The 21,015-nt window shown below is 57.3% G+C and carries 17 protein-coding genes; 9 read left to right on the top strand and 8 right to left on the bottom strand.

The features are described from left to right. The 5 genes from IB285_RS02155 to IB285_RS02135 form a co-directional block, all read right to left on the bottom strand. A complete protein-coding gene (locus IB285_RS02155) occupies positions 1-1,194 on the bottom strand; it encodes a glycosyltransferase family 4 protein (protein ID WP_190786629.1) in 1,194 nt (397 codons plus the stop codon). Further along, positions 1,191-2,759, bottom strand: coding sequence for a capsular polysaccharide export protein, LipB/KpsS family (locus IB285_RS02150; RefSeq protein ID WP_234033038.1), 1,569 nt, complete (start codon positions 2,757-2,759; stop codon positions 1,191-1,193). Before IB285_RS02150 ends, IB285_RS02155 begins: the two co-directional genes overlap by 4 nt. 137 nt (positions 2,760-2,896) lie before the next feature. Next, positions 2,897-3,556, bottom strand: a complete 660-nt coding sequence (locus IB285_RS02145; protein ID WP_234033037.1) for a histidine phosphatase family protein — start codon at positions 3,554-3,556, stop codon at positions 2,897-2,899. Next, positions 3,553-4,374: a 3-deoxy-manno-octulosonate cytidylyltransferase gene (locus tag IB285_RS02140; RefSeq protein WP_190786627.1), complete on the bottom strand. Its 822-nt coding sequence runs from the start codon at positions 4,372-4,374 to the stop codon at positions 3,553-3,555. The genes IB285_RS02145 and IB285_RS02140 overlap by 4 nt, the downstream gene beginning before the upstream one ends. Positions 4,375-4,423: 49 nt before the next feature. Next, positions 4,424-5,410, bottom strand: coding sequence for a KpsF/GutQ family sugar-phosphate isomerase (locus IB285_RS02135; RefSeq protein WP_190786626.1), 987 nt, complete (start codon positions 5,408-5,410; stop codon positions 4,424-4,426). A 216-nt stretch (positions 5,411-5,626) separates the two neighbouring features. Here IB285_RS02135 and kdsA point away from each other — a divergent pair, with 216 nt between their 5' ends. Together kdsA and IB285_RS02125 are read left to right on the top strand one after the other, a co-directional pair. Next, positions 5,627-6,481, top strand: a complete 855-nt coding sequence (gene kdsA / locus IB285_RS02130) for a 3-deoxy-8-phosphooctulonate synthase (protein ID WP_190786625.1) — start codon at positions 5,627-5,629, stop codon at positions 6,479-6,481. Between the two features lies 1 nt (position 6,482). Further along, positions 6,483-7,514: a phytanoyl-CoA dioxygenase family protein gene (locus tag IB285_RS02125; RefSeq protein ID WP_190786624.1), complete on the top strand. Its 1,032-nt coding sequence runs from the start codon at positions 6,483-6,485 to the stop codon at positions 7,512-7,514. Between the two features lie 32 nt (positions 7,515-7,546). Here IB285_RS02125 and IB285_RS02120 read toward each other — a convergent pair whose 3' ends face one another. Further along, the gene (locus tag IB285_RS02120; protein WP_190786623.1) at positions 7,547-8,671 is read right to left on the bottom strand and encodes a polysaccharide biosynthesis/export family protein; all 1,125 of its coding nucleotides are present in this window, start codon (positions 8,669-8,671) and stop codon (positions 7,547-7,549) included. Between the two features lie 251 nt (positions 8,672-8,922). Between IB285_RS02120 and IB285_RS02115 the strand changes: the two genes are divergently transcribed. Beyond that, positions 8,923-10,557 carry a glycosyltransferase family 2 protein gene (locus IB285_RS02115; RefSeq protein ID WP_190786622.1) on the top strand — a complete coding sequence of 545 codons (1,635 nt, stop codon included), beginning with the start codon at positions 8,923-8,925 and terminating at the stop codon, positions 10,555-10,557. A gap of 56 nt (positions 10,558-10,613) precedes the next feature. On the opposite strand, the gene wecC is transcribed toward IB285_RS02115, so the two are convergent. Together wecC and wecB are read right to left on the bottom strand one after the other, a co-directional pair. Beyond that, positions 10,614-11,870 carry a UDP-N-acetyl-D-mannosamine dehydrogenase gene (gene wecC / locus IB285_RS02110; RefSeq protein WP_190786621.1) on the bottom strand — a complete coding sequence of 419 codons (1,257 nt, stop codon included), beginning with the start codon at positions 11,868-11,870 and terminating at the stop codon, positions 10,614-10,616. Continuing rightward, entirely contained in the window at positions 11,870-13,009 is a 1,140-nt protein-coding gene (gene wecB, locus IB285_RS02105; protein WP_190786620.1) for a non-hydrolyzing UDP-N-acetylglucosamine 2-epimerase, read from the bottom strand. Before wecB ends, wecC begins: the two co-directional genes overlap by 1 nt. A 219-nt stretch (positions 13,010-13,228) precedes the next feature. Between wecB and IB285_RS02100 the strand changes: the two genes are divergently transcribed. The 6 genes from IB285_RS02100 to IB285_RS02075 all read left to right on the top strand — a co-directional run bounded on the left by IB285_RS02100 (position 13,229) and on the right by IB285_RS02075 (position 21,004). Beyond that, the gene (locus tag IB285_RS02100; RefSeq protein ID WP_190786619.1) at positions 13,229-14,848 is read left to right on the top strand and encodes a glycosyltransferase family 4 protein; all 1,620 of its coding nucleotides are present in this window, start codon (positions 13,229-13,231) and stop codon (positions 14,846-14,848) included. Positions 14,849-15,097: 249 nt separating this feature from the next. Next, positions 15,098-15,535 (top strand): hypothetical protein, encoded by a 438-nt coding sequence (locus tag IB285_RS02095; protein WP_190786618.1) that lies wholly within the window; start codon positions 15,098-15,100, stop codon positions 15,533-15,535. 64 nt (positions 15,536-15,599) lie between these two features. After that, entirely contained in the window at positions 15,600-17,342 is a 1,743-nt protein-coding gene (locus IB285_RS02090; RefSeq protein ID WP_190786617.1) for a glycosyltransferase, read from the top strand. After that, positions 17,339-19,486 carry a glycosyltransferase gene (locus IB285_RS02085; protein ID WP_190786616.1) on the top strand — a complete coding sequence of 716 codons (2,148 nt, stop codon included), beginning with the start codon at positions 17,339-17,341 and terminating at the stop codon, positions 19,484-19,486. Before IB285_RS02090 ends, IB285_RS02085 begins: the two co-directional genes overlap by 4 nt. 8 nt (positions 19,487-19,494) lie before the next feature. Next, positions 19,495-20,148 carry a class I SAM-dependent methyltransferase gene (locus tag IB285_RS02080; RefSeq protein WP_190786615.1) on the top strand — a complete coding sequence of 218 codons (654 nt, stop codon included), beginning with the start codon at positions 19,495-19,497 and terminating at the stop codon, positions 20,146-20,148. Between the two features lie 115 nt (positions 20,149-20,263). After that, a complete protein-coding gene (locus IB285_RS02075) occupies positions 20,264-21,004 on the top strand; it encodes a class I SAM-dependent methyltransferase (RefSeq protein ID WP_190786614.1) in 741 nt (246 codons plus the stop codon). Positions 21,005-21,015 lie beyond the last annotated feature (11 nt).

Genomic DNA, 21,015 nt, shown 5'->3' with positions numbered 1-21,015 from the left:
TCATTTAGCGGCGTCCTCGATTACCTGCGCTGCGATCGACATGTGATCGCTCCAGTCCGGCGCATTCCAACTTTTCAGACGATCCAACTGCGCTTGCCGCGCTGGCCCACGCTTCGCATAATCAAGTATAATCTGCCTCCAACCGTGCCCATCTAGTGGGTCCAGATACTCCGGCACGTCCAATCCAACTTCGCGATGCGCGGCGATGTCGCTGGCGATCACCGGCGTGCCCACGGACAATGCTTCGGCAATGGGCATACCGAACCCCTCGGCGAATGACGGCATGAGCAGCGCGGTCGCCCCGCGAATCATCGCTGCCAATTCCAGATCTCCGCAGCCATTCACCTCCTGCACATGTGGTTCAAGCACGGGGCAACGATCGAGGAGGTCGAGGATTTGCTCATTCTCCCACCCTCGCCTGCCGATTATGACGAGCCGCGGGATTTCTTTCGCGGGCAGTGCGGCCGCCATGTCCCTCCACAGATGGAGCAGCAACAGGTGGTTCTTGCGCGGCTCGATCGTCCCGAGACAGAGGAAATACGGCCTCCCGTCGGCAAAACTGTGGTCAGCCGCCGCAGCAATTGGGTGAGTTCCCAGCAACGCAGCATGAATTGGTGGCACGGCTTTCTGCTGGCCCATGATCCAGCGCTCCAAAGACCGGCCGGTTGCCTCGGAATTCACAATCACCGCATCTGCCAGATCTGCGACAGTCGTCATCCGCGCCTCGTGCAGTTCGGCTCCGCCTGGCCGCGCATATTCGGGATATTCGATGGGTATCAGGTCGTGAACCATGCAGACGAACCGCGCGTCCTCCCGGGCGAGTATTCGCCGCACCTTGTCGGTCCGGATCAAATGATGGGGCGAGACCTGCACCAGAACATCGGCGGACCCCACTCCTGCACTCTTCGGAAGAAGGCGGCGGATCCAGGGCAGGACCGACGGGAGTGATCTTTGCCCCTTCTGCGCGCCGGTGTCCGCCCAGCGGCTGTCGAGCTCATCCAGATAATCCGCCGCAACTCCAGACGGTATCCTGCCGTACACGCCTGACGGATGCACGGCGGCGAAGCCCAAATCCCCGCCATAGCGGCCCGACAGCCCGCGGGCATAAGCCATCTCAACGCGGTCTACACCCGATGGGCTCGAATGGCGAACCCGTGAAATAAGGCGCGAAATATCGAGGACTACCCGAGTCAATTTTTCCCTTCCAAACGGGACCGAGCCCGAAAGCGCGTCATGATTTTACCTTGAAAGCGGCGGATGGGCTCCACCCAGCTCTGGCGGTTTGGCATTTGCTCTTCCGCCATGCGTTCGACAAGGATTTCCGGCGGACAGGGCAGACCGGTCACGGGGTCGAGATATCGCGGATAGAGCAGCAAAACGCCTGCGACCAATTCGTCCAATGATAGTACGCGCGCCCTTCTCTCCGGCACTGAGCCAATGTCCGTCGTCAGGCCCCAGCCCGCATAGAACGGCGTGCCATGGCAAGTCACGTCAAGCCCGCGCAGCAGCGCCTCAAACCCGGAAAGGGAGGTCAACACATGCACCGCGTCGACCGAGCCCAGGAGGTCAGCCATGGTCCCTTCGCGCACGATGCTGTCGGCAAACTTGAGCGCATCGTCATCCGCGACCGCCCCGGCTCTATGGCCAGCGTCTACGTCAGGATGCGGTCTCCAAACGAGGTGGGCGCCAGGCTCCAATTCTCTCGCGCGCCTCAGTAGCTCCAGATTGGAGGTCAGCCCGCCCCCACCATAAACGACCGACATATCGTCTTCGACCTGGCCGGGGACCAATACGATCCGACCTCGGGCAGACAGGGCGGGTGCTTCTGGATCGCTCGCGGAACCGCGTGCGTACTTGCTGATCCGGTTTTTGACGATCGCCTGCCGAAGTTTCCGAGCGCGCTCGAGCAAGTCTCCTGAGAAAACGGTGTTCGCAAGTATTTCCTCGAGATCGGACGGCGCATCCGGATCGTAGTGTATGCCCTGCCGGTCGACTATGACTGATGACGGCGGGACGAGGTTTGTTCCCAGTCCCACGGAACGCACGAACCCGTCTTCGACGCGCACGAGCGGAATCCCGCGCCGCTTGGCATCTTCCAAAACGGACGGAGATATCCGCGAGGGCCAGATGGCGAGCGCGCCGCCGCGCTCCTGAGCGATATCCAGCGCCCTTGATGCGTTTGACACAATGCGCAGGGACACCTCCGGCACCCACAGAAATCGGCGGATTTCATCCCGTTTCCACCAGCTTATCCCGCAAGCGCCCACAATGGTCTGCGACGGCCCACCGCGATTGGCATCGATTGCCCGGCGCCAGTCGGCGAGCAGCCTGATCGCCGCCAGCGGCTCCAACCAACCGTGTGAGAACGGGTCAGGCATCGGCCCCGCAAGCTCTGCCGCCGCTCGCTGCTTAAGTGCTTCGCTGTCGTCGTCTGGCGAGCCGAAACGACCGGGAGACAGAACCTGTACCGAGACACCGGCAGTGTTAGCCAGCGCAACCCACTCATCGTCTCCGTGCGCGATCAGGTGGTCCACTTTCGAGAGCACCGACCAAGGATCTATATCGCACGTGGTGTCGAAACCGGATTGGTCGTGTTCATGCGCCGCATGGTCGCAGGGGATACAAAACACGCCGCTCCCGCATTGGTCCCGCAGTTTCGACGCCTCGTCACTTGAGCGAGCGCGAATGGCGACATCGACCGGCGTTTTAAGCTCAGCAGGTTTGGCCCAGAACTCGCCGCCGACTCTGGCGGATCGCAACGCGTCAGACACCTCCGCGCGCGAGGCCGCGTCAAGCGGTTCGGAAGCCATACCTTCTTCGCTGACCGTTCCTGTGCGCGCTCCGGGGAAAGGAGGCATGCGAAGCACGCGGCTCGATACACCCGTTCGAGATAACGTCACGGTCGAACGCCCCATTCGGCAAGGCGAAGCACCCCTTCATCATCCTTTACGATCGCCCCATAGCCGCCGGTCGGCAGCTTTAGAGAACCCAATCTTACGGCATCCCCTAGCAGCGACTCGTCAGCCAAAAGCGCGAACCGAGCGGCCCCGTTGCTCGTTACGAGGAGAGTTGCGCCGTCAGCATCCGAATTAGCCGCGAAGAGTTCACGCCATGCGGTCATTCGGCTCTCGGGATCGACAACCCAATCCGACGGCACTTGGGCGGTTTCATCCCAGGCTTTCAGAGCGTGGTCGCCGATCCGATCAATGACTTCGCTTTCAGTCTTGTTTTCATCCGGTCCGTGGTCGATCTCCTTAAGGAAATCCGCAAACTCAAGATCCGGAGCATTAGGGAAATGCGAGAGCGCGGCCTCAGCCGTTTGCCGCGTCCGAGCGAGCGGAGACACCAAAACCCGCACAAACTGCCAACCTTTTTGCACGAAATGCCGACCGAGAGCGGCGGCTTGGTCAACACCTGTTGCCGTCAGTGGCAAATCGGTTCGCGCCCCAATCCGCCGCGGCTTCTCACCGGATTCAAAGGTATTGCCGTGGCGAACGATGACGAACATGCACCGGCTTTTAGCGGCTGCTCCGCGCACCGCAATCGGTAGTGTCATGCAGGAAAGGGATCCCCCATCTCCCTGATCGCGGCCTCCGCCAGTTCAAGGTCGGCGGGAGTATCGATCCCTGACAGGCCAAGCTTTTGCGCTTCGACTGGTACAGTGGCGATTGTCTTGCCGTGCTCAAGAAAGCGCAACTGCTCCAGACCCTCCAGCACCTCATATCTGCCGGGCGGCGTCCGCACGAACCAGTCGAGCGACTGCATGGTATACGCATAAAGCCCCTGATGCTGCCATACGGGCGAGGGACGCTCGGCATCCCGCAGCGATTTCTCGTTACGGAGCGCCGGCAGGATCGCTTTGGAAAACCACAAGGCGCGGCCATCTTCGGCTCTTACGCAGGTCGTACCGCTGAAAGGCGCATTTTGCTTGTGCGCGCGCAATAGGTCCAGCCTGCCCCAATCCAGCTGGAACACCGGCGTCGCGACCTCCGATCCGCTTTTCCGAAGTACCGCGATCAGAGCGGCGACGGTGTCCGGCGATATAAACGGTGCGTCGCCCTGAAGGCAGATCACACGCTCGGGCTGCGCACCCAGTTGAGATGCCGCTGCATGGGCCCTGGCGGTCCCTGAATCGAGAGTAGGATCGGTCATCACGACGCCTGCTCCGATTTCTTTTGCGTGATCCGCGATGCGCTGGTCGTCCGTTGCGACCACGACGTCGCAGCCTTCAGTCAGCGATGCGGCACGGCGCGCATTGGCAACGACGCGCTCAAGCAAAGTCCGTCCAGTCAGCTTAAGCAGGGGCTTACCCGGCAAGCGGGACGATCCGTACCGGGCCGGTACAACGATGATGTCAGTCTGGGGTTCGCTCATCGCCGATAGCTAGCACGCCTGCGGAGCAGGCAGCACAACAAAAACGCGATCAGCCGATACCGAGTTTCACGAGATCGTGCATGTGCACGATGCCAAAGAGCTTGCCCTTATCGGTTACGAACAGGACCGAGACGGCGTTCTCGTTCATCAACGAAAGCGCATCTGTCGACAGCATGTTCGGATCTGCGGTAACAGGTCGCGGCGACATGTGTTGTTTGATCGCATCGTCGAGATCGTGCAGCGCGATCGAGCGCCGCAAATCACCGTCCGTGAAAGCGCCGACTAGCTGATCGTTGCCATCGACCACCGCCGTACAGCCATAACGTTTACGGCTCATTTCGATCGTGGCGCTGCGCAGCGTCGCGTCGACCGTGACCTTCGGCACTGCATCTCCGGTGCCCATCACCTGGGTGAGCGTCGTCAAACTAGCCCCAAGCTGCCCGCCTGGATGGAACGCGCTGAAGTTCTGAGGCGAAAAACCGCGCGCGCGGATCAGTGCCACTGCAAGCGCATCGCCGAGCACCATCTGCATCGTGGTAGAGGAAGTCGGCGCCAGCTCGTTAGGGCACGCCTCCTTCACAACCGGCAGAGCCAGACAAATGTCGGCTGCCTCGCCGATCCAGCCACTAGGATTAGCTGTCGCTGCGACCAGCGGGATGCGGTTCAAGCCACAGAAATTCACGATATCGCCCAGCTCTCTGGTGGTGCCAGACCACGAAATTGCGAAGACCAGATCCTCACGCGAAATCACGCCAAGATCTCCGTGGCTCGCTTCACCGGGATGCAGGAAAAGAGAGGACGTGCCGGTCGAGCAGAACGTTGCCGAAATCTTGCGAGCGACGTGCCCGCTCTTGCCAATCCCGGTCACGATAATGCGACCTTTGATCGACGTAAAAAGCTCTACCGCACGCTCAAATGCGCGACCGAGATCGGATCCGGCAAGCGAATGCTTTAGATCTTTCAAACCGTGCATCTCGACATCGAGAGTCTTGATGGCTGAAGTCAGGTGACCTGAGGTGAGGGTTTCGTTTATCATCGGGGGAATTTCTGCAAGCCTATGGCAATTTATTTTTCGAAGGTTATTTAAGCCTTAAGACCCTGCGAGGTCGGTGCAAAACCAATCGCTCGCCCGGCACGGCGATGTCAAGGCACAGCAAGTCAAAAGGCGTGTTGATGGGTTGCAGCCTGTAACACTTGCGACGAAGTGTTGAAAAATTGACACATATTCGGACCCCAGAAGGAATTCTCATCAATGAAACTTTGTGGCCGCAAAGTAACAGGAAGCAGTCCGCTCTTCGTGATCGCAGGTCCGTGCGTTATTGAAAGCGAGGCTCACTCACTCAAGGTCGCGAGTACGCTGGCCGAAGTCGCTGAGCGGTTGAAAATCTTGCTCATTTTCAAGAGTTCCTTCGACAAGGCAAACCGCACATCCGGGGAATCCTTTCGCGGCCCCGGCCTCGAAGAGGGGCTCAAAATCCTGGAAAAGGTGCGGGATAAAACGGGGCTGCCGGTGCTGACGGATGTTCACGAACCGGCGCAGGTTGCCGCCGTGGCGCAGACCGTGGATGTGCTCCAGACACCCGCGTTTCTGGCGCGTCAGACGGACTTCATCGCGGCCGTCGCTGCATCTGGGAAGCCAGTGAATATAAAGAAGGCGCAGTTCATGGCGCCGGCAGATATGCAAAATGTTGTCGCGAAGGCACAGCGAGCTGCCAAAGCAGCGGGCCACGACCCCGATAATTTTCTTCTTTGCGAACGGGGTGCGTCCTTCGGCTACAACACGCTCGTCTCGGATATGCGAGGTCTCGCCATCATGGCTGAAACGGGCTGCCCCGTGGTTTTCGATGCGACCCATTCGGTGCAGCAACCTGGTGGCCTTGGATCGCGCTCGGGCGGCCAGAGCGAATATGTTCCCTTGCTTGCGCGTGCTGCGGTCGCAGCAGGTGTGTCGGGGATTTTCATGGAGACCCACGATGATCCCGCGTCTGCTTTGTCCGACGGACCAAACGCGTTGCCACTCGACAAGTTCGAGGGCCTGTTGACCAGCCTCATGGCGATCGACGAGATCACGAAATCGGCTCTCAAATCGGACGTTGAGGTCGGCTAAAATGAAGGTTCTCGAGAGTGCCAAGACTATAGTCCTGGCACCTATCCATGTCTTGCAATTGGCCACTTCCGCCAAAAGCTTTCTCGATCATCCACTGATCGGGTCCGAGCGGCTGAACCGCATGGGGCTTCACAAGGCGCGGGTCCGGATCGCCGACGCGCTCTGTCGATCGCGACGCAGGCGTCTAGCGCGCCACGTTCCTGCGGAGTGGAAAGAAGCGTTCGACCGCGACGGCTTCGTCGTCGTCGAAAACGTCGTGCCGGAGGAAGACTTCGCTGCCCTTCGGAGCGCCATTCTTGAGACCGAATGGCCTGCGCGTGAGATGCGCCAGGGTGATGCGATTACGAGGCGGATCGCTATCGATCCAGACATGCTTGCCCAGGTCCCGGCTTTGAAACGGCTGTTGCACCGCAAGGATATCAACGCGCTGTTTCATTACGTGGCCAGCTTTCGCACCACGCCTTTGCACTATGTGCAGACCATAGTGTCGAAAAATGGCCACGAGGGGCCGGATCCGCAGCAGGAGATACATGCGGACAGCTTCCATTCCTCCATGAAAGCATGGCTGTTCCTCAATCCAGTTACAGAGGAAGACGGCCCGTTCACCTATGTCCCCGGATCGCATCGCTTCACGCCGGAGCGGATCGCTTGGGAGCACAACAGAAGTCTTCGCGATCCTCATGCGATAGATCGCCTTTCAGCGCGCGGCTCTCCCCGAGCGGATGACGAGGAGCTTGCGGAAATGAACCTCGGCAAGGCCACGCCCCTTCCGTTACCGGCCAATACTCTGGTGGTCGCCGATACCGGCGGTTTTCATGCGCGCGGCCCTTCGCAACACGCAGGATCGCGCGTGGAGATCTGGTCCTACGCCAGACGCAATCCATTTCAGCCTTGGGTGGGCGGTGATGTCTTAAGCCTGCGCGGGATTGCGGAGCGGCGCATCGGTTGGCTCTGGGCCTTCCGCGATCGCTTCAAGGACCAGATCGGTCAGCCATGGCAGCCTGTAGGAAAACGGCGCCCTGCCGAGGATTGAGGCGACAACTCCCCAAAAAACTGGTCGCAAGGCTAGTTGTCCAGGTTATTTGCTACAGCGGTCGCGGTCACGATCGGCGTGAACAATTGACCGATTGTCTGGATCAGCCTCAGAGGCTGGTTCGATGCGGAGTTTCCGAAATACAACACGTCGTCGTCGCGCAATGCGAACTGCTGCGCCAAAAAGAATGTCGGCGTCTGCATCATGTTGAAGTGATACACCGTTGGCTGCTTTCCTTCCTCACCCAGGTACCGAAACAAAAAGATCGCTTTCGGGTTGCCCGTACCAGCGCTCGGTCCGCCTGCCATGGCAATCGCCTCGACAACGCTCATGCGATCTTGCGTGAAAGGGAATTGTTGCACCCGCCCTGACGCGCCCAGCACGGAAAATGTCATCGGCTCGGCAACAATGGTGAGACGGTCGCCAGGGTAAGCGCGCAAACCGTTGTAGGTGCCCGCCAAAACGTCGCTCAAACGAAGCCTTGCCAGGTTTTCTCCGCGTTCGACTAGAAGAACAAGGTCCTTGGCCTCACCCCGATAGCCTCCAGACAGTGCGATCGCATCCGCAAAGCTTTCGCGATTGGTCTGAAGGACCAGCCTGCCAGGTGTGGCGACCTCGCCGCCGATGATGACGGAATTACCTACGACCTCCTCGAGAGTGACGGACACCTGAGGGTCTTGAGATAGGCCTCGCAGACCGTTGCGGATCTTCTCCTGTACGTCGGCAATGGTATCACCGAGCACGAAAATCTCGCCAACATATGGGATTTGGATCATTCCATCATCGTCAACGCGGCGCGGCGGCAGTTCCTGCGCGCGAACGGAAGGATCGAATGCACCCTCTGATGCTGAAGACCTGCCCTGCCCGGCGAAAAGCGACACGCCCGCTTCGAATATCGTAATGGAGAGCAAATCGCCGGGTCCAATCATGTCGGAAGGTGGCGGCTCACGATCTGGAAGCTGCAATGCCACCGGCACAACCTGTGCAGGTATGGCAGAGATCGAATCGACTGACACAATATCGATATTAAGTCCGGTTTCTTCGGCCTCTTCAGCGCTTTGCCTGATCTGGCCGCCGGTAGGGCCGCTTGAGGGCAGAGTGGAGCAGGCGCCAAGCGAAAATAGCGCGACTGCCGATAAAAACAATTTCAGTTTCATGATGAATTCGTTCGAGACTAGCGTATGGGACGCTCCTCTATCGAAGAAGCAGTGTCAGGCCTAGCCCGTTGCCAAACAATTTCAAACAACGAGCCTCCAGCAATGCACCTCATGGCGGATTGCTGGCTCGCACACGGAACCTGCTGCTGCTCACCGCAACCAGGCCGGATCGGCTCATCGCGGTGGGATGGTGGAAGCTCATCGGAAAAAAGCTGCGTGCAAGAAATCGGTTCGAGGCTGCGATCGCAGCGATGCCTTTTGCTCATGAGCGCTGGCTGTATGACTGTGGACAAATCGACCTCGCTGAAATTGCGGCCGCTAAAGGGAGCGGACGCGAGATCGCGATTTGCGCGCACGTCCATCTTTCGCACGAAGACGATCCCGGCGAGGCGCTCGCGACCATCGGATCCATTCAAAATCAAAGCACTCCGGCTGCTGCAATTCTGATTACGCACGAGCATGGCGTCGGAGCTTTATCCGGCAAGCACGCGCACCGGCAAACTGTTCTCGGGGAGTATGGCAGCAGAGCTCACGGTCTCCGCGCTACGCTTTTCAAAGCACAGGAACTCGATATTGATTGGTTAATCCCGATCGAGGCTGGCAGTTCCCTCCCCCGACATGCGATCGCCGCCTATTCGGCGCACCTGCTCAGAGCGGAAGGAGGCACCATTCCAGCACTCCTTTATGGCGACGAAGACGAATTCTCGCCCCGACTCAAAAGCGCCGATGCCTGGCTGAAACCAGAGTTCGATCTCCGTATGCTCTGGTCGCAAGACTACATAAGCTGCGCATGTGCGCTGCATGTGGGGCAAACGCTGAGCGTTTTCGAAGCGGCCGATGACAAGGAGCCTCTTAGTCTATTTGAGATGATCGCCCGATTGGCGACCGACGAAAGTCGGGGCGTAATCGAACACGTGCCGCGGGCGACCGCGCGTACGGCTCCCAATCGCTGGTGCAAGAGCGATCCCGCACTCATTCCTGCGATCGATAAGACGCTCAGCGACTTCGAGACCATCACGCCCGGCCCTTTCGGCACCGTGCAAGTGCGCTGGACACTCCCGGAAACGAAGCCGCTCGTGAGCGTGATCGTTGCCACCCGAGACCGGGTCGAGCTGCTCGAAACATGCGTCGAAGGCGTACTCAACGATACCGATTATCCCGAAATCGAATTGATCATCGTGGACAATGATAGCCGTGACCCCGCCACACTCGACTACATGGAGAAAGCTGCGCGCGACCCGCGCGTTCGCCTCGTCCGCTGGCCGCATCCATTCAATTATTCGGCAATCAACAATTACGGCGCGACCTTCGCGAAGGGGGAATATCTTTGTCTGCTGAACAACGATATCGAAGTCATCGAGCCGGACTGGCTGACCGAACTCCTGCGCGAAGCCTGCCAACCGGGCATCGGAGCCGTCGGCGCCAGGTTGTTGTATCCAGACAGATCGATCCAGCACGCCGGTGTCGCCATTGGGCTTGGAAACGCGGCAGGACACCCACATCGCGGGCTGGAGGAAGGCGACCCCGGCTATTACGCGCAAGCGTTGATTGCGCGCGGTGCGAGCGCAGTCACCGCTGCCTGCCTCTTGGTCGCTAAGGAGCATTTCGACGCCGTTGGCGGACTGGATGAGGAGCATCTAGCGGTGGCTTACAACGACGTAGATTTTTGCCTTAAGCTGCGCGAGCAAGGTTTGCGGAACATCTACACCCCGGCGGCGACTCTGATCCATCATGAAAGCAAATCGCGCGGTCAGGATTACGCGCCGGAAAACCTTGAGCGGTTCCTGAAGGAACTCGAAGTCTTCCAGAATCGCTGGAGCACCCGCGGGACTATCGATCCGTGGCACCACCCAAGGCTTGATCGCAGCAGCGAAGTGTACCGTTAGCGGAACCGCAAGGGTTCTGCTTCCAGACCGCGATCTGCGTCAGCGGAGCGGTGAAACTAAAGTCCGACAACGTCGATGAATGCGGTACCTTCGGATACCTGCTCGCTCACACCCGCAAATTGAGAATGGCGCACGAGGACACAGATTACGTCGGCCTCGGAGAGGACTTTGTTGATCGGCGTCAGAGTGATCGGCAAATCGGCGAGTGCGGAAGGCAACTGGTCGATATGCGGCTCCACCGCCATTACCTGGCAACCGAGCTTTCCGAATTCCTCGGTGATCTGCAACGCAGGGCTTTCGCGAAGGTCATCGATATTAGGTTTGAAAGCGAGGCCGAGGCACGCGACTTTGATATCGGCCATGCTGCGCGAGGTATTGGCCGCAAGAGCAGCGAGGATGGCATCCTTACCCTTCTGAACCACCCAATCCGGTTTTGAATCGTTGATTTCTCGTGCGGCCCGGATGAGGCGAGCCTCTTCGGGCGCAGACGAGACGATGAACCAGGGATCGACAGCGATGCAGTGCCCACCTACTCCCGCCCCGGGCTGCAGGATATTGACGCGCGGATGACGGTTCGCGAGCGAGATGAGCTCCCACACATTGATGCCGAAACGGTCGCAGATGATGCTCAGCTCGTTGGCGAACGCAATCTGTACGTCGCGCGAGCTGTTCTCGGTGAGTTTGCACATTTCAGCGGTGCGCGCATCCGTCACGACGCAATCGCCGCGCACGACCTTTTTGTACATCGCGACGGCCATCTCGCTGGCCCGATCGCTCATGCCGCCGATGATGCGATCGTTTTCTATGAGTTCTGTCAGAACCTGCCCCGGAAGCACGCGTTCGGGACAATATGCGATCTGAACATCAGCGTCGTCGTGAGCGGACTGCGGGAAAGTGAGGTCCGGTCGAGCCTCGGCCAGCCACGCTGCTAGCTTCTCCGTCGTCCCGACAGGGGAAGTGCTCTCGAGTACCACCAGGTTGCCCGCCTCCAAGACAGGCGCAATCATCCGCGCTGCCGAAGCGATGTAGGACAGATCGGGCTCATAGCCATCCTTGAACGGCGTCGGCACAGCGATGACAAACGCATCTGCTGGCTCCGCATTCAAAGTGGCGTGGAGATGACCATCGGTGACAACCTTGTGCACCAGCCCATCGAGATCGGGCTCCACCAAGTGAATCTTACCTGCGTTGATCGTCTCGACAACGTGCTCGGAGACGTCGACGCCGATCACTCTTGTCCCGTGCGCTGCGAACAACGCCGCGGTAGGCAGGCCGATATAGCCAAGGCCAACCATGGAGATACGATCAAACATCAATTCGTCCTTCGTTTGTCTTTGCTCAAGCCCGTGAGCGTCTCGGCAATTCGCTCAGCCGCCTTCCCGTCCCCATATGGGTTCATGGCCCGCGCCATAGCGTCATAGGCGTCATCATCGTTCAACAGAGACAGCGCGGCGTCGCGGATCTTGGCGGGGTCTGTTCCCACAAGCTGGACCGTGCCTGCGTCGACCGCTTCAGGTCTTTCGGTCGTGTTTCGCATGACCAAAACCGGCTTCCCTAAGGAGGGAGCTTCTTCCTGCACCCCGCCGGAATCGGTGATCACGAAATGCGAGCGGCGCATCAGCCATACGAACGGCAGATATTCCTGCGGCTCAATGAGGTGGACATCGGGCGTATTGCCAAGGATCCTGTTCACCGGGCCCTGAACATTGGGATTGAGATGGACCGGATACACGATCTGCGCATCGCCCTGATCGCTGATGTCTTTCAAGGCGCGGCAGATGTTCTCGAAACCTTCGCCGAAATTCTCTCGGCGATGCCCTGTTACGAGGATCACTCTCCGACCTTCTTCGATAAACGGAAAGCGTGCGCGCAGTTCGTCGTCGAGCGCTTCGTCGGCGTCGAGATTGGCAACCACCTGATGCAGCGCGTCGATCACAGTGTTGCCGGTGACGATTATCTGAGCGTCATCGACATTTTCCGCAAGCAGGCTCTGACGAGCCGTTTCAGTCGGCGCGAAATGAAGGTCGGCAAGACGACCAACAATCATCCGGTTGGCCTCTTCAGGCCAGGGTTCATACATGTTCCCGGTGCGTAGCCCGGCTTCGACGTGGCCTACAGGAACTTGCGCATAAAAAGCAGCGAGGGCACCGGCCATCGTCGTGGTCGTATCGCCGTGAACCAGCAGGCGATCATAACCCCCGTTTTTTAAGACGTCTCGCAACGCCACGATGATGTTTGCCGTGATGTCCGTCAGGTCCTGGCCTGGCTTCATGACATCGAGATCGAAGTCAGGAGCGATATCGAAAAGCGAGAGCACCTGGTCCAACATCTCGCGATGCTGCGCCGTCACGCAGACATCGAGCTTCATGCCCGGAACTTTCTTGAGCCGGTGAACAACCGGCGCCATCTTGATCGCCTCCGGCCGAGTGCCGAACACCATGAGAACTTTCACTACGAATCCTTGGTTGACTTGAGCCCCGCACGACGCGCTATGCGGATTTCACAAGGACTTACAAGCCCACCAACGGCCAATACGTCCACGTCAGCCTAAATGCGATCGGGTTAATTGCGATGAAACGGAGGCTTAACGACCGCCCGATTGAAATTGGCCTCCTAAACCGTCATGGCCTCGACAGGTATATGCAAAGTCTAACAAAGGTCGCGTACCGAAATGAAATGCGATGACGAGCAGGCGCAACATATGGCATTGGGATTGGCCAAAGCTGCCAGCGTTCTGGCTTCGCAAGGCAGAGAATCGTCGCTCGACATCGCCAAAGACGCGGTGGAAATCCATGCTGACGCGCTCACTCTTTCGACCTATTGCAAGATCGCACTCAGGTTTTTTGATATTGGCGGTCTTCAGGACAGCATCGCGAGGTCGCAAGCCCACCGCCTTAAAACCCCCGAGCTCCGATCACTTATCGACGCAATAAGAGCAGGCCCATTGGCTGTGGTCGACTTCGTGCAGAGATTATCGAACCACAAGCCGCCGAGTTTCGCGCCGACCGCGCATCGGGTTCTGTACGTGCTGCATAAATCGCTTCCGCACGCGAACGATGGCTATGCTATGCGCAGCCACGGACTAGCCAAGGCGCTAACCAAAAGCGGCCTCGAAGTCGTTTGTGTCACTCGCCCAGGCTTTCCGACTGATCTCCTCGCTGATGACGGTAAGGCCCAATATAGTGATGCCATCGCGCAAGTGGACGGTGTGGATTATCAACGGATCGACGGTCCCAAACGGACCGATTTCCCCCCGAGATTGAGCGATCATATGGTGCATGCATCAGTCGAATATTTGGAGCATGCCGCGGAAGCTTTGATCGCCGAAATATCGCGTCACCGACCGGCTTGCATTTTGGCCGCTTCGAACTTTGTGACCGCGCTGCCCGCCTGCATCGCTGCGAAAGAAACTGGGTTGCCGTTCGTCTATGAAATCCGCGGCCTCTGGGAAGTGAGCCGCGCCGCTCGCGATAGTCAATTCATGTCAAGTACGGCTGGCCGGCAAGAGCGGTTTTTGGAGTCTGCAACTGCAGAAGCAGCCGATTCCGTCATTGCGCTGAACACATCCTTGCGTGACGAACTGGTAAGCAGAGGACTACCGTTCGAGAGGATTTCTGTCGCCCCCAATGCGTGCGACCCTAATTTGTTCGCACCGAAAGCGAGAGACGAAAATCTCGCCTCTAAATTGGGACTGGCACCAGAGACACCCGTGATCGGCTACGTCGGATCATTCAACAAATACGAGGGGTTGGACGATCTCTTGATTGCTTGCGCCCAACTGCGACGAGAGCATCTCGATTTCCGTCTTCTGTTGGTCGGAAGCGAGCCGCACGATCCGACTGGTGCATATCTGGTGACGGACGAGCTTAAGCATCTAGCCGAGCGCGAGGGATTGGCAGACTGGTTAATCATGCCGGGACGCGTGCCTCATGATGAAGTCGCCAATTGGTATTCCTTGATCGACATCGCCCCGTTTCCGCGAAAACCGGAATTGGTCGCTGAGCTGGTCTCTCCGCTCAAACCTCTGGAAGCAATGGCTATGGCAAAGGCTGTCGTAGTGTCTTCTGTTGGCGGAATGAAAGACATCGTCCGTCATGAGCAGACCGGCCTTGTCTTTCAAAAAGGCAGCGGTTCGTCACTCACGGCGGCATTGAGGACGCTGATAGCGGACAAGGCACTCCGGGATAGCTTTGGTTCTAATGCTCGCAGGTGGATCGTCGATCAGCGGACTTGGCCACACACGGCAAAGATCATAAATTCCGTCTTGGAGTCGCTTCTCAGGGATAAATGAGGTGCTCGCGAGAGCCGGTCGCCCAACACGTTTGGCGAAACCAACGACTATCTCTGACAGGTCGAGGATCGAGTATTGTGTGCATTTCTCAGGCCCTAATGACTTTACTTAGGCCGACGGCAAAGTCATTAAGCGGGCTAACCGCGAGGCTTTGACTGCGGAGCGCATTTCAGCGCAAAATTCCACAACGGGCAATCGATGAACCTACCAACGCCACAGACCGATACCCTCGATCCAATTAGGGCAAGCATGCAGCAGCAGTTGGAGCGCTTGTACATCCAGTCCAAGTTGAAGGAGATCGAAGTTGCCCGGTCCAATTCGACAAGGTTGGTTTTCGGCAAGAGGCCTGAGCCGCCACAACTCGCTGAACGGATTCTAATGCGGGTGTCCGCCAAGCGGCGCGATCTGCGACTGCAAAGCATTCTGACAGCATCGGGCCTGCTCGATGAGGAATGGTATTTGCGCCAATATCCTGATGTCGCGGAGAGCAACATGACGGCGGCGCACCATTATCTGCATCATGGTGCGCAGGAAATGAGAGATCCGGGACCGGCTTTCTCAACCCGCGATTACCTTTCAATGCATCCTGACGTTCGAGATGAAGGCGTCAATCCTCTGCTCCATTATCTACATTTCGGCTGGGCGGAAATGAGAGCAATCAGGCCAAGTGGGCTGCGCGCCTCCTAAGCTTACCCCCATCGTCGAGAATTCAGCAGAGCTGATCTAAAATCCATTACAGGCCCTATTGCAAATGACGCAAAACCAAATCCCGGACGAACTCGATTGGCGTCTGCCTCAACGCTTGGCCTATGTGGTAGATCGCAGCTTGCCCTATTCGAACGATGCATACGCTTATCGAACGCACGCTATCGCTCAAGGCATGGTAGCGAACGGTTTTGAAGTCATTGTTTTCAGCAGACCGGGGCATCCATGGGACCTGGAAGAAGTTGGCAATTCCAAGTATGTCCCCCTCGATACAACGCGCGATGGTGTCCGATACATTTTTCTTCCAACCTTCGATGATCCGGATATCTCGCGGCGCGAACGATTGCGGAATGTCGAACGCACGCTGTTTGAAGCGCTATCGATATTCCGTCCCTCCGCGATCATGGCTGTTTCCAACTGGGAGAATGCCAGGCCTGCGGCAAACATCGCGCGCCGACTGAGCATCCCATTTCTCTATGAGGCGCGCGATCTTCCGCAATTGTCGGAGGGGGATCACGATCAAAGGAACGAAGAAGAAACTCCTCCGGATCTCAACAAGCGGCGAGAAGCCGAGATCATACGCGCATCTGCTGGTTTGTTCGCCGCGACCAACGATGTGAGCGCGGACTTGATTGCGCGCGGGAGCGCGCCGGAGCGCACCTATGTGATATCAAATGGCGCTTGGTCTAAGCCGCCGCAGGCTCCGATCCTGAGGCGTTCTCAAATCGGATGCGAAGCCAGGCATTTACTCGGCTGCTTCGTTTCGCCGTCATCTCCGGACGACGCTCTCAACCTCGTTCGATTGGTCGCAGCCATTCGTGAAAACGGTGTCGATGTTGATGCTCTTCTCATTCATCATCCAGAAGGTTCAAGTGATGATGGTCCGGCGGCCGCCGCGCCTGAGCGGAACGCGATTTCGAACCTAGTTTCCGATCTCAGATTGGGAGGGCACGTTCATGATGCGGAAGATACTTCTTTCGATGAAATCGGTGGTTACTACGCGCTATGCGACGCTCTTATGTTCTGGTCCGATGGGGTCAGCAACAGGTCGGACTCAGCGGCAGCGCTGGTGCCATATCATGCTGCGTCTTACGGAGTCCCGATCTTCGTTTCCGACCACCCCCACTTGAAAAAGTTCGCAGCAGAAATCGATGCAGAAGTCTTTGATTCATCACACCTGCGAGGTCAGGCAGAGTCGCTGCAAGAGTTCCTACAAGGTGATCACGCGAAATTCGTAGATGAGCTTCCTGCAGAGACCTATTGGGAGCAGAGGGTCGCTCCGCTCGTCAGCATGATGACGTCGATATCGAATGAAGAGATTTCGCGTCAAAGGCGGCAAAATGCGATGGGAGCTCCCGCCTTGGAAACGAGCGCACCTCCATTCGACTTGAAAGCTATTCCCGAAACGATGTTCGCGCCTGAGCAATCGCTCGCTATCGCGGCTATTGGTCCTTGTGAAGAATTACGCGACGAAACGCCCTCTTTCACCTCACTGACGCGGACCAATATCTATTCGCACCTCGCTTTAGCGCCACCTGGACTTTTCATTGTAGACTGGGCTGGATTGCAGCGAGAGAAAACTCCTTCGGCGTATGATGAATGGTCCGCCCTTTGGACCATTTCGGACATGAGGCTCAACAGACAGATGATGGATGCATGTCGCATCGCTGCCAACCGTGGCTGGCGCTTGGTCGTCTTCGGGCCGGTCCACGGCTCCGAAGCGCCATTATTTCGCACTGTCTCGGGACTTTTCGACGTCCAAGCTCAAGATGAAGAAGAAATAGCATGATGAGGGTCGCAATCCTCGGCGAGCAAAACTTCAGCCTGATCGATGGCTCCACGATTTGGCTTTTGAACGTGTGCAAACTGATATCCTTGCAGCACGATATCGAACCGGTCCTGGTGCTCAGCCATCCCCTCACCAACGACCTTCTGGCGAAGGAGCTTCCGGAACGGGTCAAGATCGTTCGCTTCGAAGAAATCTCACATCTTCTCGCTCCCGGTGCCGATCGTCTCGATGCAGCCTCGGCTTCGCTCGCACTTGGCGTTGCCGAAAGACTCCATGGACCGTTGGATCGGGTATTTGTGCGAGGCGCGCGCTTCCTGGAAAGCTTGGTTCATGAACCGGATTGGCGGCAACGCGTCGTTGCCTACACTCCTGAAACTCTCCCCGATCTGACCCGCCCGGAACCCGCATGGTTACTAGCGGCACGCGAGGCGCGAATTCCTCTAGTGGTTCAGTCGGAGATCGCGAAGCAGGCGATGGAGGCATTGTCGAATTACCCCGCGCAGGTCGTGCACGTGGTGCCTCCAATAGTTTTCGACGACGCCGAGCGAGAGCCGCGCGCGAACTCACCTGTCCGCTTATGCTACTCCGGAAAGATCGATCCGAATTATGGCATCGATTGGCTTTTGGAATTCTGTGAAACCTTGCCGGATCAATCCGATCTTGCTGCTACGATTATCGCCGGAAAGGACTCTTTCCGGGCTCGACATCCTGAATTTTTCAAGAAGTTTGATGTATTTCGGTCCGATGTCCTGTCCGGATTTGTCCAGAATGTCGAGTACCATTCGAACCTCTCACACGCCGAAGCGAAAGCTCAGATGTCGAAAGCTCATTTCGCATTTTGCCTTCGTCATGCCAAATACGACGATGTCATTGAGATTTCGACAAAGATCGTCGAGTTTAGCAGCTTGGGTGTGCCACCGATCTTAAATGACACTGCTCTAAACCGTTCCTTATTCGGTGAGGACTACCCTTACTATGTCGACATCCTGTCAGAAAACGTGGTCGAACGTCTTCATGAGATCATGGCCAGTGTTGGCACCGAAAGCTACGAACTCGCGCAAGCTAGGACGACCGAAATTGCCTCCCAATTCTCGGCATCGAAGCTCTCCGACAAATTGGGAACGGCAATTCGCGGCTTCTCGGATGCCGCGTTCGTCGATGAAGGAAGTAAGCGCAGGATCCTGATCGCAACGCACGAACGCAAGTTCCTAAATCAATTTCTCGATCAGGTTCGCGGCGATCCCAATATCGACATTGTCTGGCAGCACTGGAAGACGACGACGCAGTATGGGCCCCAGGCACCCAATGTCCCGCCCGACGTGGACACCGTTTTTTGCGAATGGGCTTGTGAAAACGCAGTTTGGCATAGCCACAACAAACGTCAGGGAACGAAGTTAATTGTACGGCTTCACCGATTTGAAGCGTTCCGCGATTTTCCGGCTCGTATAAATTGGGAAGCAGTGGATGCGTTGATCGTCGTGTCGGAATATTTCCGCGATATGATGGTGGAGGATCACGGCGTAGATCCTGACCGCATCCATATACTTCCCCAATATATCGATTGGGACCAACTCCAGCGTTCGAAGCATCCAGATGCAAATTTCACGCTCGGTTTGGTTGGAATAAATCCTTTCGATCACAAGCGTTTCGACCGCGCGATCGACTTTTTTGCCAAGCTGCGACAAAAGGACCCTCGGTTCCAGCTGGCGGTTCGCTCGGTAATGCCTTGGCAGATCGGCTGGGTCTGGGACGCAGATAACGACGACAAGGTAAAGTTCGAGAACGTCTTCAACCGGATTTTCGCCGATCCGGTCTTGCAGGGCTCGGTTCGGTTCGACCCGGCCGGCCCCGATATGGAAGAGTGGTACCGCGGGATCGGCACGATTCTATCCAGCTCGGATACGGAAGGCTGCCATACATCTGTGATGGAGGCGCTCGCCTCCGGAAGCGATGCAGTAGTGTATAATTGGCCCGGCGCTCGTTCGCTTTTCGACGAACATGTCGAAGACGATATGGCCGATGCTGTTGATCGCGTTATAGCGTTCGCAGATGATCCGGCTCAGCCCGAGAAAAGAAGAGCCTTTTCGCAGAGCATGAAACAATACGACGTCGTGAAATTCACCAGAGATTTTTTCCAGCTTTAAGAGGTCATATGACAAGCCAACCAGAAATGACTTTCGAGATTGTCGAGCAGAAGCGCCGTGCGTTCTCGAGAGCGATCAAAGAGTTCCACAACACCGGCGGCCGGTATCATAACCCAGCTTCAGAACTTCCTCCGTCAAAAGTCGAAGGCTGCGAGGTCCTGATCAATCGTCTTGCACTGATAGATAAAGTCAAAAAAGGCGGCGTGATCGCCGAAATCGGAGTCGACCGTGGAGATTTCTCTCTTGAGTTGTTGACCCGCTGCGAACCCCTGAAACTGCATCTTTTCGACATCGATATCGAGCGCCTCGTAAACCCAACGATCCTTGAGGAACTGGAGAGCGGCGAAAACCGAGTGAAAACTCATGTCGGGGATAGCGGCCTCAACATGTCGCGAATGCCGGACAACTATTTCGATGTAATCTATATCGATGCAGATCATCGATACGATGGCGTGAAGCGCGACATTGAGGCCTCCGTGCCAAAGCTCAAGTCCGACGGCGTGTTGATCTTCAACGACTATGCTGTCTGGTCGCCAGCCAGCATGTACCATTGCGGTGTCGCGCGCGCAGTTCACGAGTTCTGCCTGAACAATCCGTGGAAGTTCCGCTATCTCGCACTCCAGCCCATGATGTACAACGACGTCATGCTGGTTCGCGAATAACCACGTTAAACTCTTTTCATAAGGGTCCGCACGGCGTGCACAGCGAGCGTTGCTCGTGGGACACGCGCGTTGATGGGGCACCACCTACACCGCACTGTTCAATTCAGGAGTAAATATGTCCATCATCGATCGCGGAGCCAAGCGATTTCGACGGTATAGTCTAGACCACGCCAAATATTTTGGTTCACGACCATCAGGTCGGGTACTCGATTTTGGATGCGGGGCAGGTGGCTTCGTTATTGCGGCACTGCAAGAGGGCTTGGACGTCGCGGGGATTGAGGTAGACCCGGGTCGGGAAGAGGAATACCGGGAGAACGCCGAAAGCGTCGAACCCCGGGCTATGGACTGTTTGACGATGTATGATGGTCGCTTGATGCCCTACGCGTCCAACAGCTTCGATCATTGCTATACCTGGTTTGTCTTCGAGCATGTTACTTCCCCGCAGGCGTCTCTGCGCGAGATAATTCGGGTCTTGAAGCCTGGCGGGACGCTTTCACTTTTCGCCGACGACACGCGAAATTGCTGGGACGGTCATGCCGAGTCACCATGGCCACCCTACTTCCCGCGTGAATTCGCCGACGCTTATGCGCAAGGTCTGGGACTTCCCGAGCAAGGCCAGTTTCTCACCGACCATGTGGTATATATCAGTGCGCCAACGATCCTTGAGATCCTAACAACACTCGGGATGCGTATCGTCTATGCAAACAGCAAACCGGAGATGGACCCGGCTCTTGCTGCAGAAGGGGTTCAAGTGACCACGGCCGACGAAGCTCGCGCGCTCGGTGAAAGGGTCGCCTCCCGCAAACCATGGAAATCGCCGACGGAAAACCTCACCATATTCGCGATCAAAGACTGACAGGTCTTGTC

The organism is Erythrobacter rubeus (genome assembly GCF_014705715.1).
Lineage (GTDB): Bacteria > Pseudomonadota > Alphaproteobacteria > Sphingomonadales > Sphingomonadaceae > Erythrobacter > Erythrobacter rubeus.
This window is presented reverse-complemented; position numbering and strand designations above follow the sequence as displayed.

Coding starts and splice junctions, on each gene's coding strand:
- IB285_RS02145 (WP_234033037.1), bottom strand. CDS start 3,556: ATGACACTACCGATTGCGGTGCGCGGAGCAGCCGCTAAAAGCCGGTGC.
- IB285_RS02140 (WP_190786627.1), bottom strand. CDS start 4,374: ATGAGCGAACCCCAGACTGACATCATCGTTGTACCGGCCCGGTACGGA.
- IB285_RS02135 (WP_190786626.1), bottom strand. CDS start 5,410: ATGATAAACGAAACCCTCACCTCAGGTCACCTGACTTCAGCCATCAAG.
- kdsA (WP_190786625.1), top strand. CDS start 5,627: ATGAAACTTTGTGGCCGCAAAGTAACAGGAAGCAGTCCGCTCTTCGTG.
- IB285_RS02125 (WP_190786624.1), top strand. CDS start 6,483: ATGAAGGTTCTCGAGAGTGCCAAGACTATAGTCCTGGCACCTATCCAT.
- IB285_RS02120 (WP_190786623.1), bottom strand. CDS start 8,671: ATGAAACTGAAATTGTTTTTATCGGCAGTCGCGCTATTTTCGCTTGGC.
- IB285_RS02115 (WP_190786622.1), top strand. CDS start 8,923: ATGCCTTTTGCTCATGAGCGCTGGCTGTATGACTGTGGACAAATCGAC.
- wecC (WP_190786621.1), bottom strand. CDS start 11,870: ATGTTTGATCGTATCTCCATGGTTGGCCTTGGCTATATCGGCCTGCCT.
- IB285_RS02100 (WP_190786619.1), top strand. CDS start 13,229: ATGAAATGCGATGACGAGCAGGCGCAACATATGGCATTGGGATTGGCC.
- IB285_RS02095 (WP_190786618.1), top strand. CDS start 15,098: ATGCAGCAGCAGTTGGAGCGCTTGTACATCCAGTCCAAGTTGAAGGAG.
- IB285_RS02090 (WP_190786617.1), top strand. CDS start 15,600: ATGACGCAAAACCAAATCCCGGACGAACTCGATTGGCGTCTGCCTCAA.
- IB285_RS02085 (WP_190786616.1), top strand. CDS start 17,339: ATGATGAGGGTCGCAATCCTCGGCGAGCAAAACTTCAGCCTGATCGAT.
- IB285_RS02080 (WP_190786615.1), top strand. CDS start 19,495: ATGACAAGCCAACCAGAAATGACTTTCGAGATTGTCGAGCAGAAGCGC.
- IB285_RS02075 (WP_190786614.1), top strand. CDS start 20,264: ATGTCCATCATCGATCGCGGAGCCAAGCGATTTCGACGGTATAGTCTA.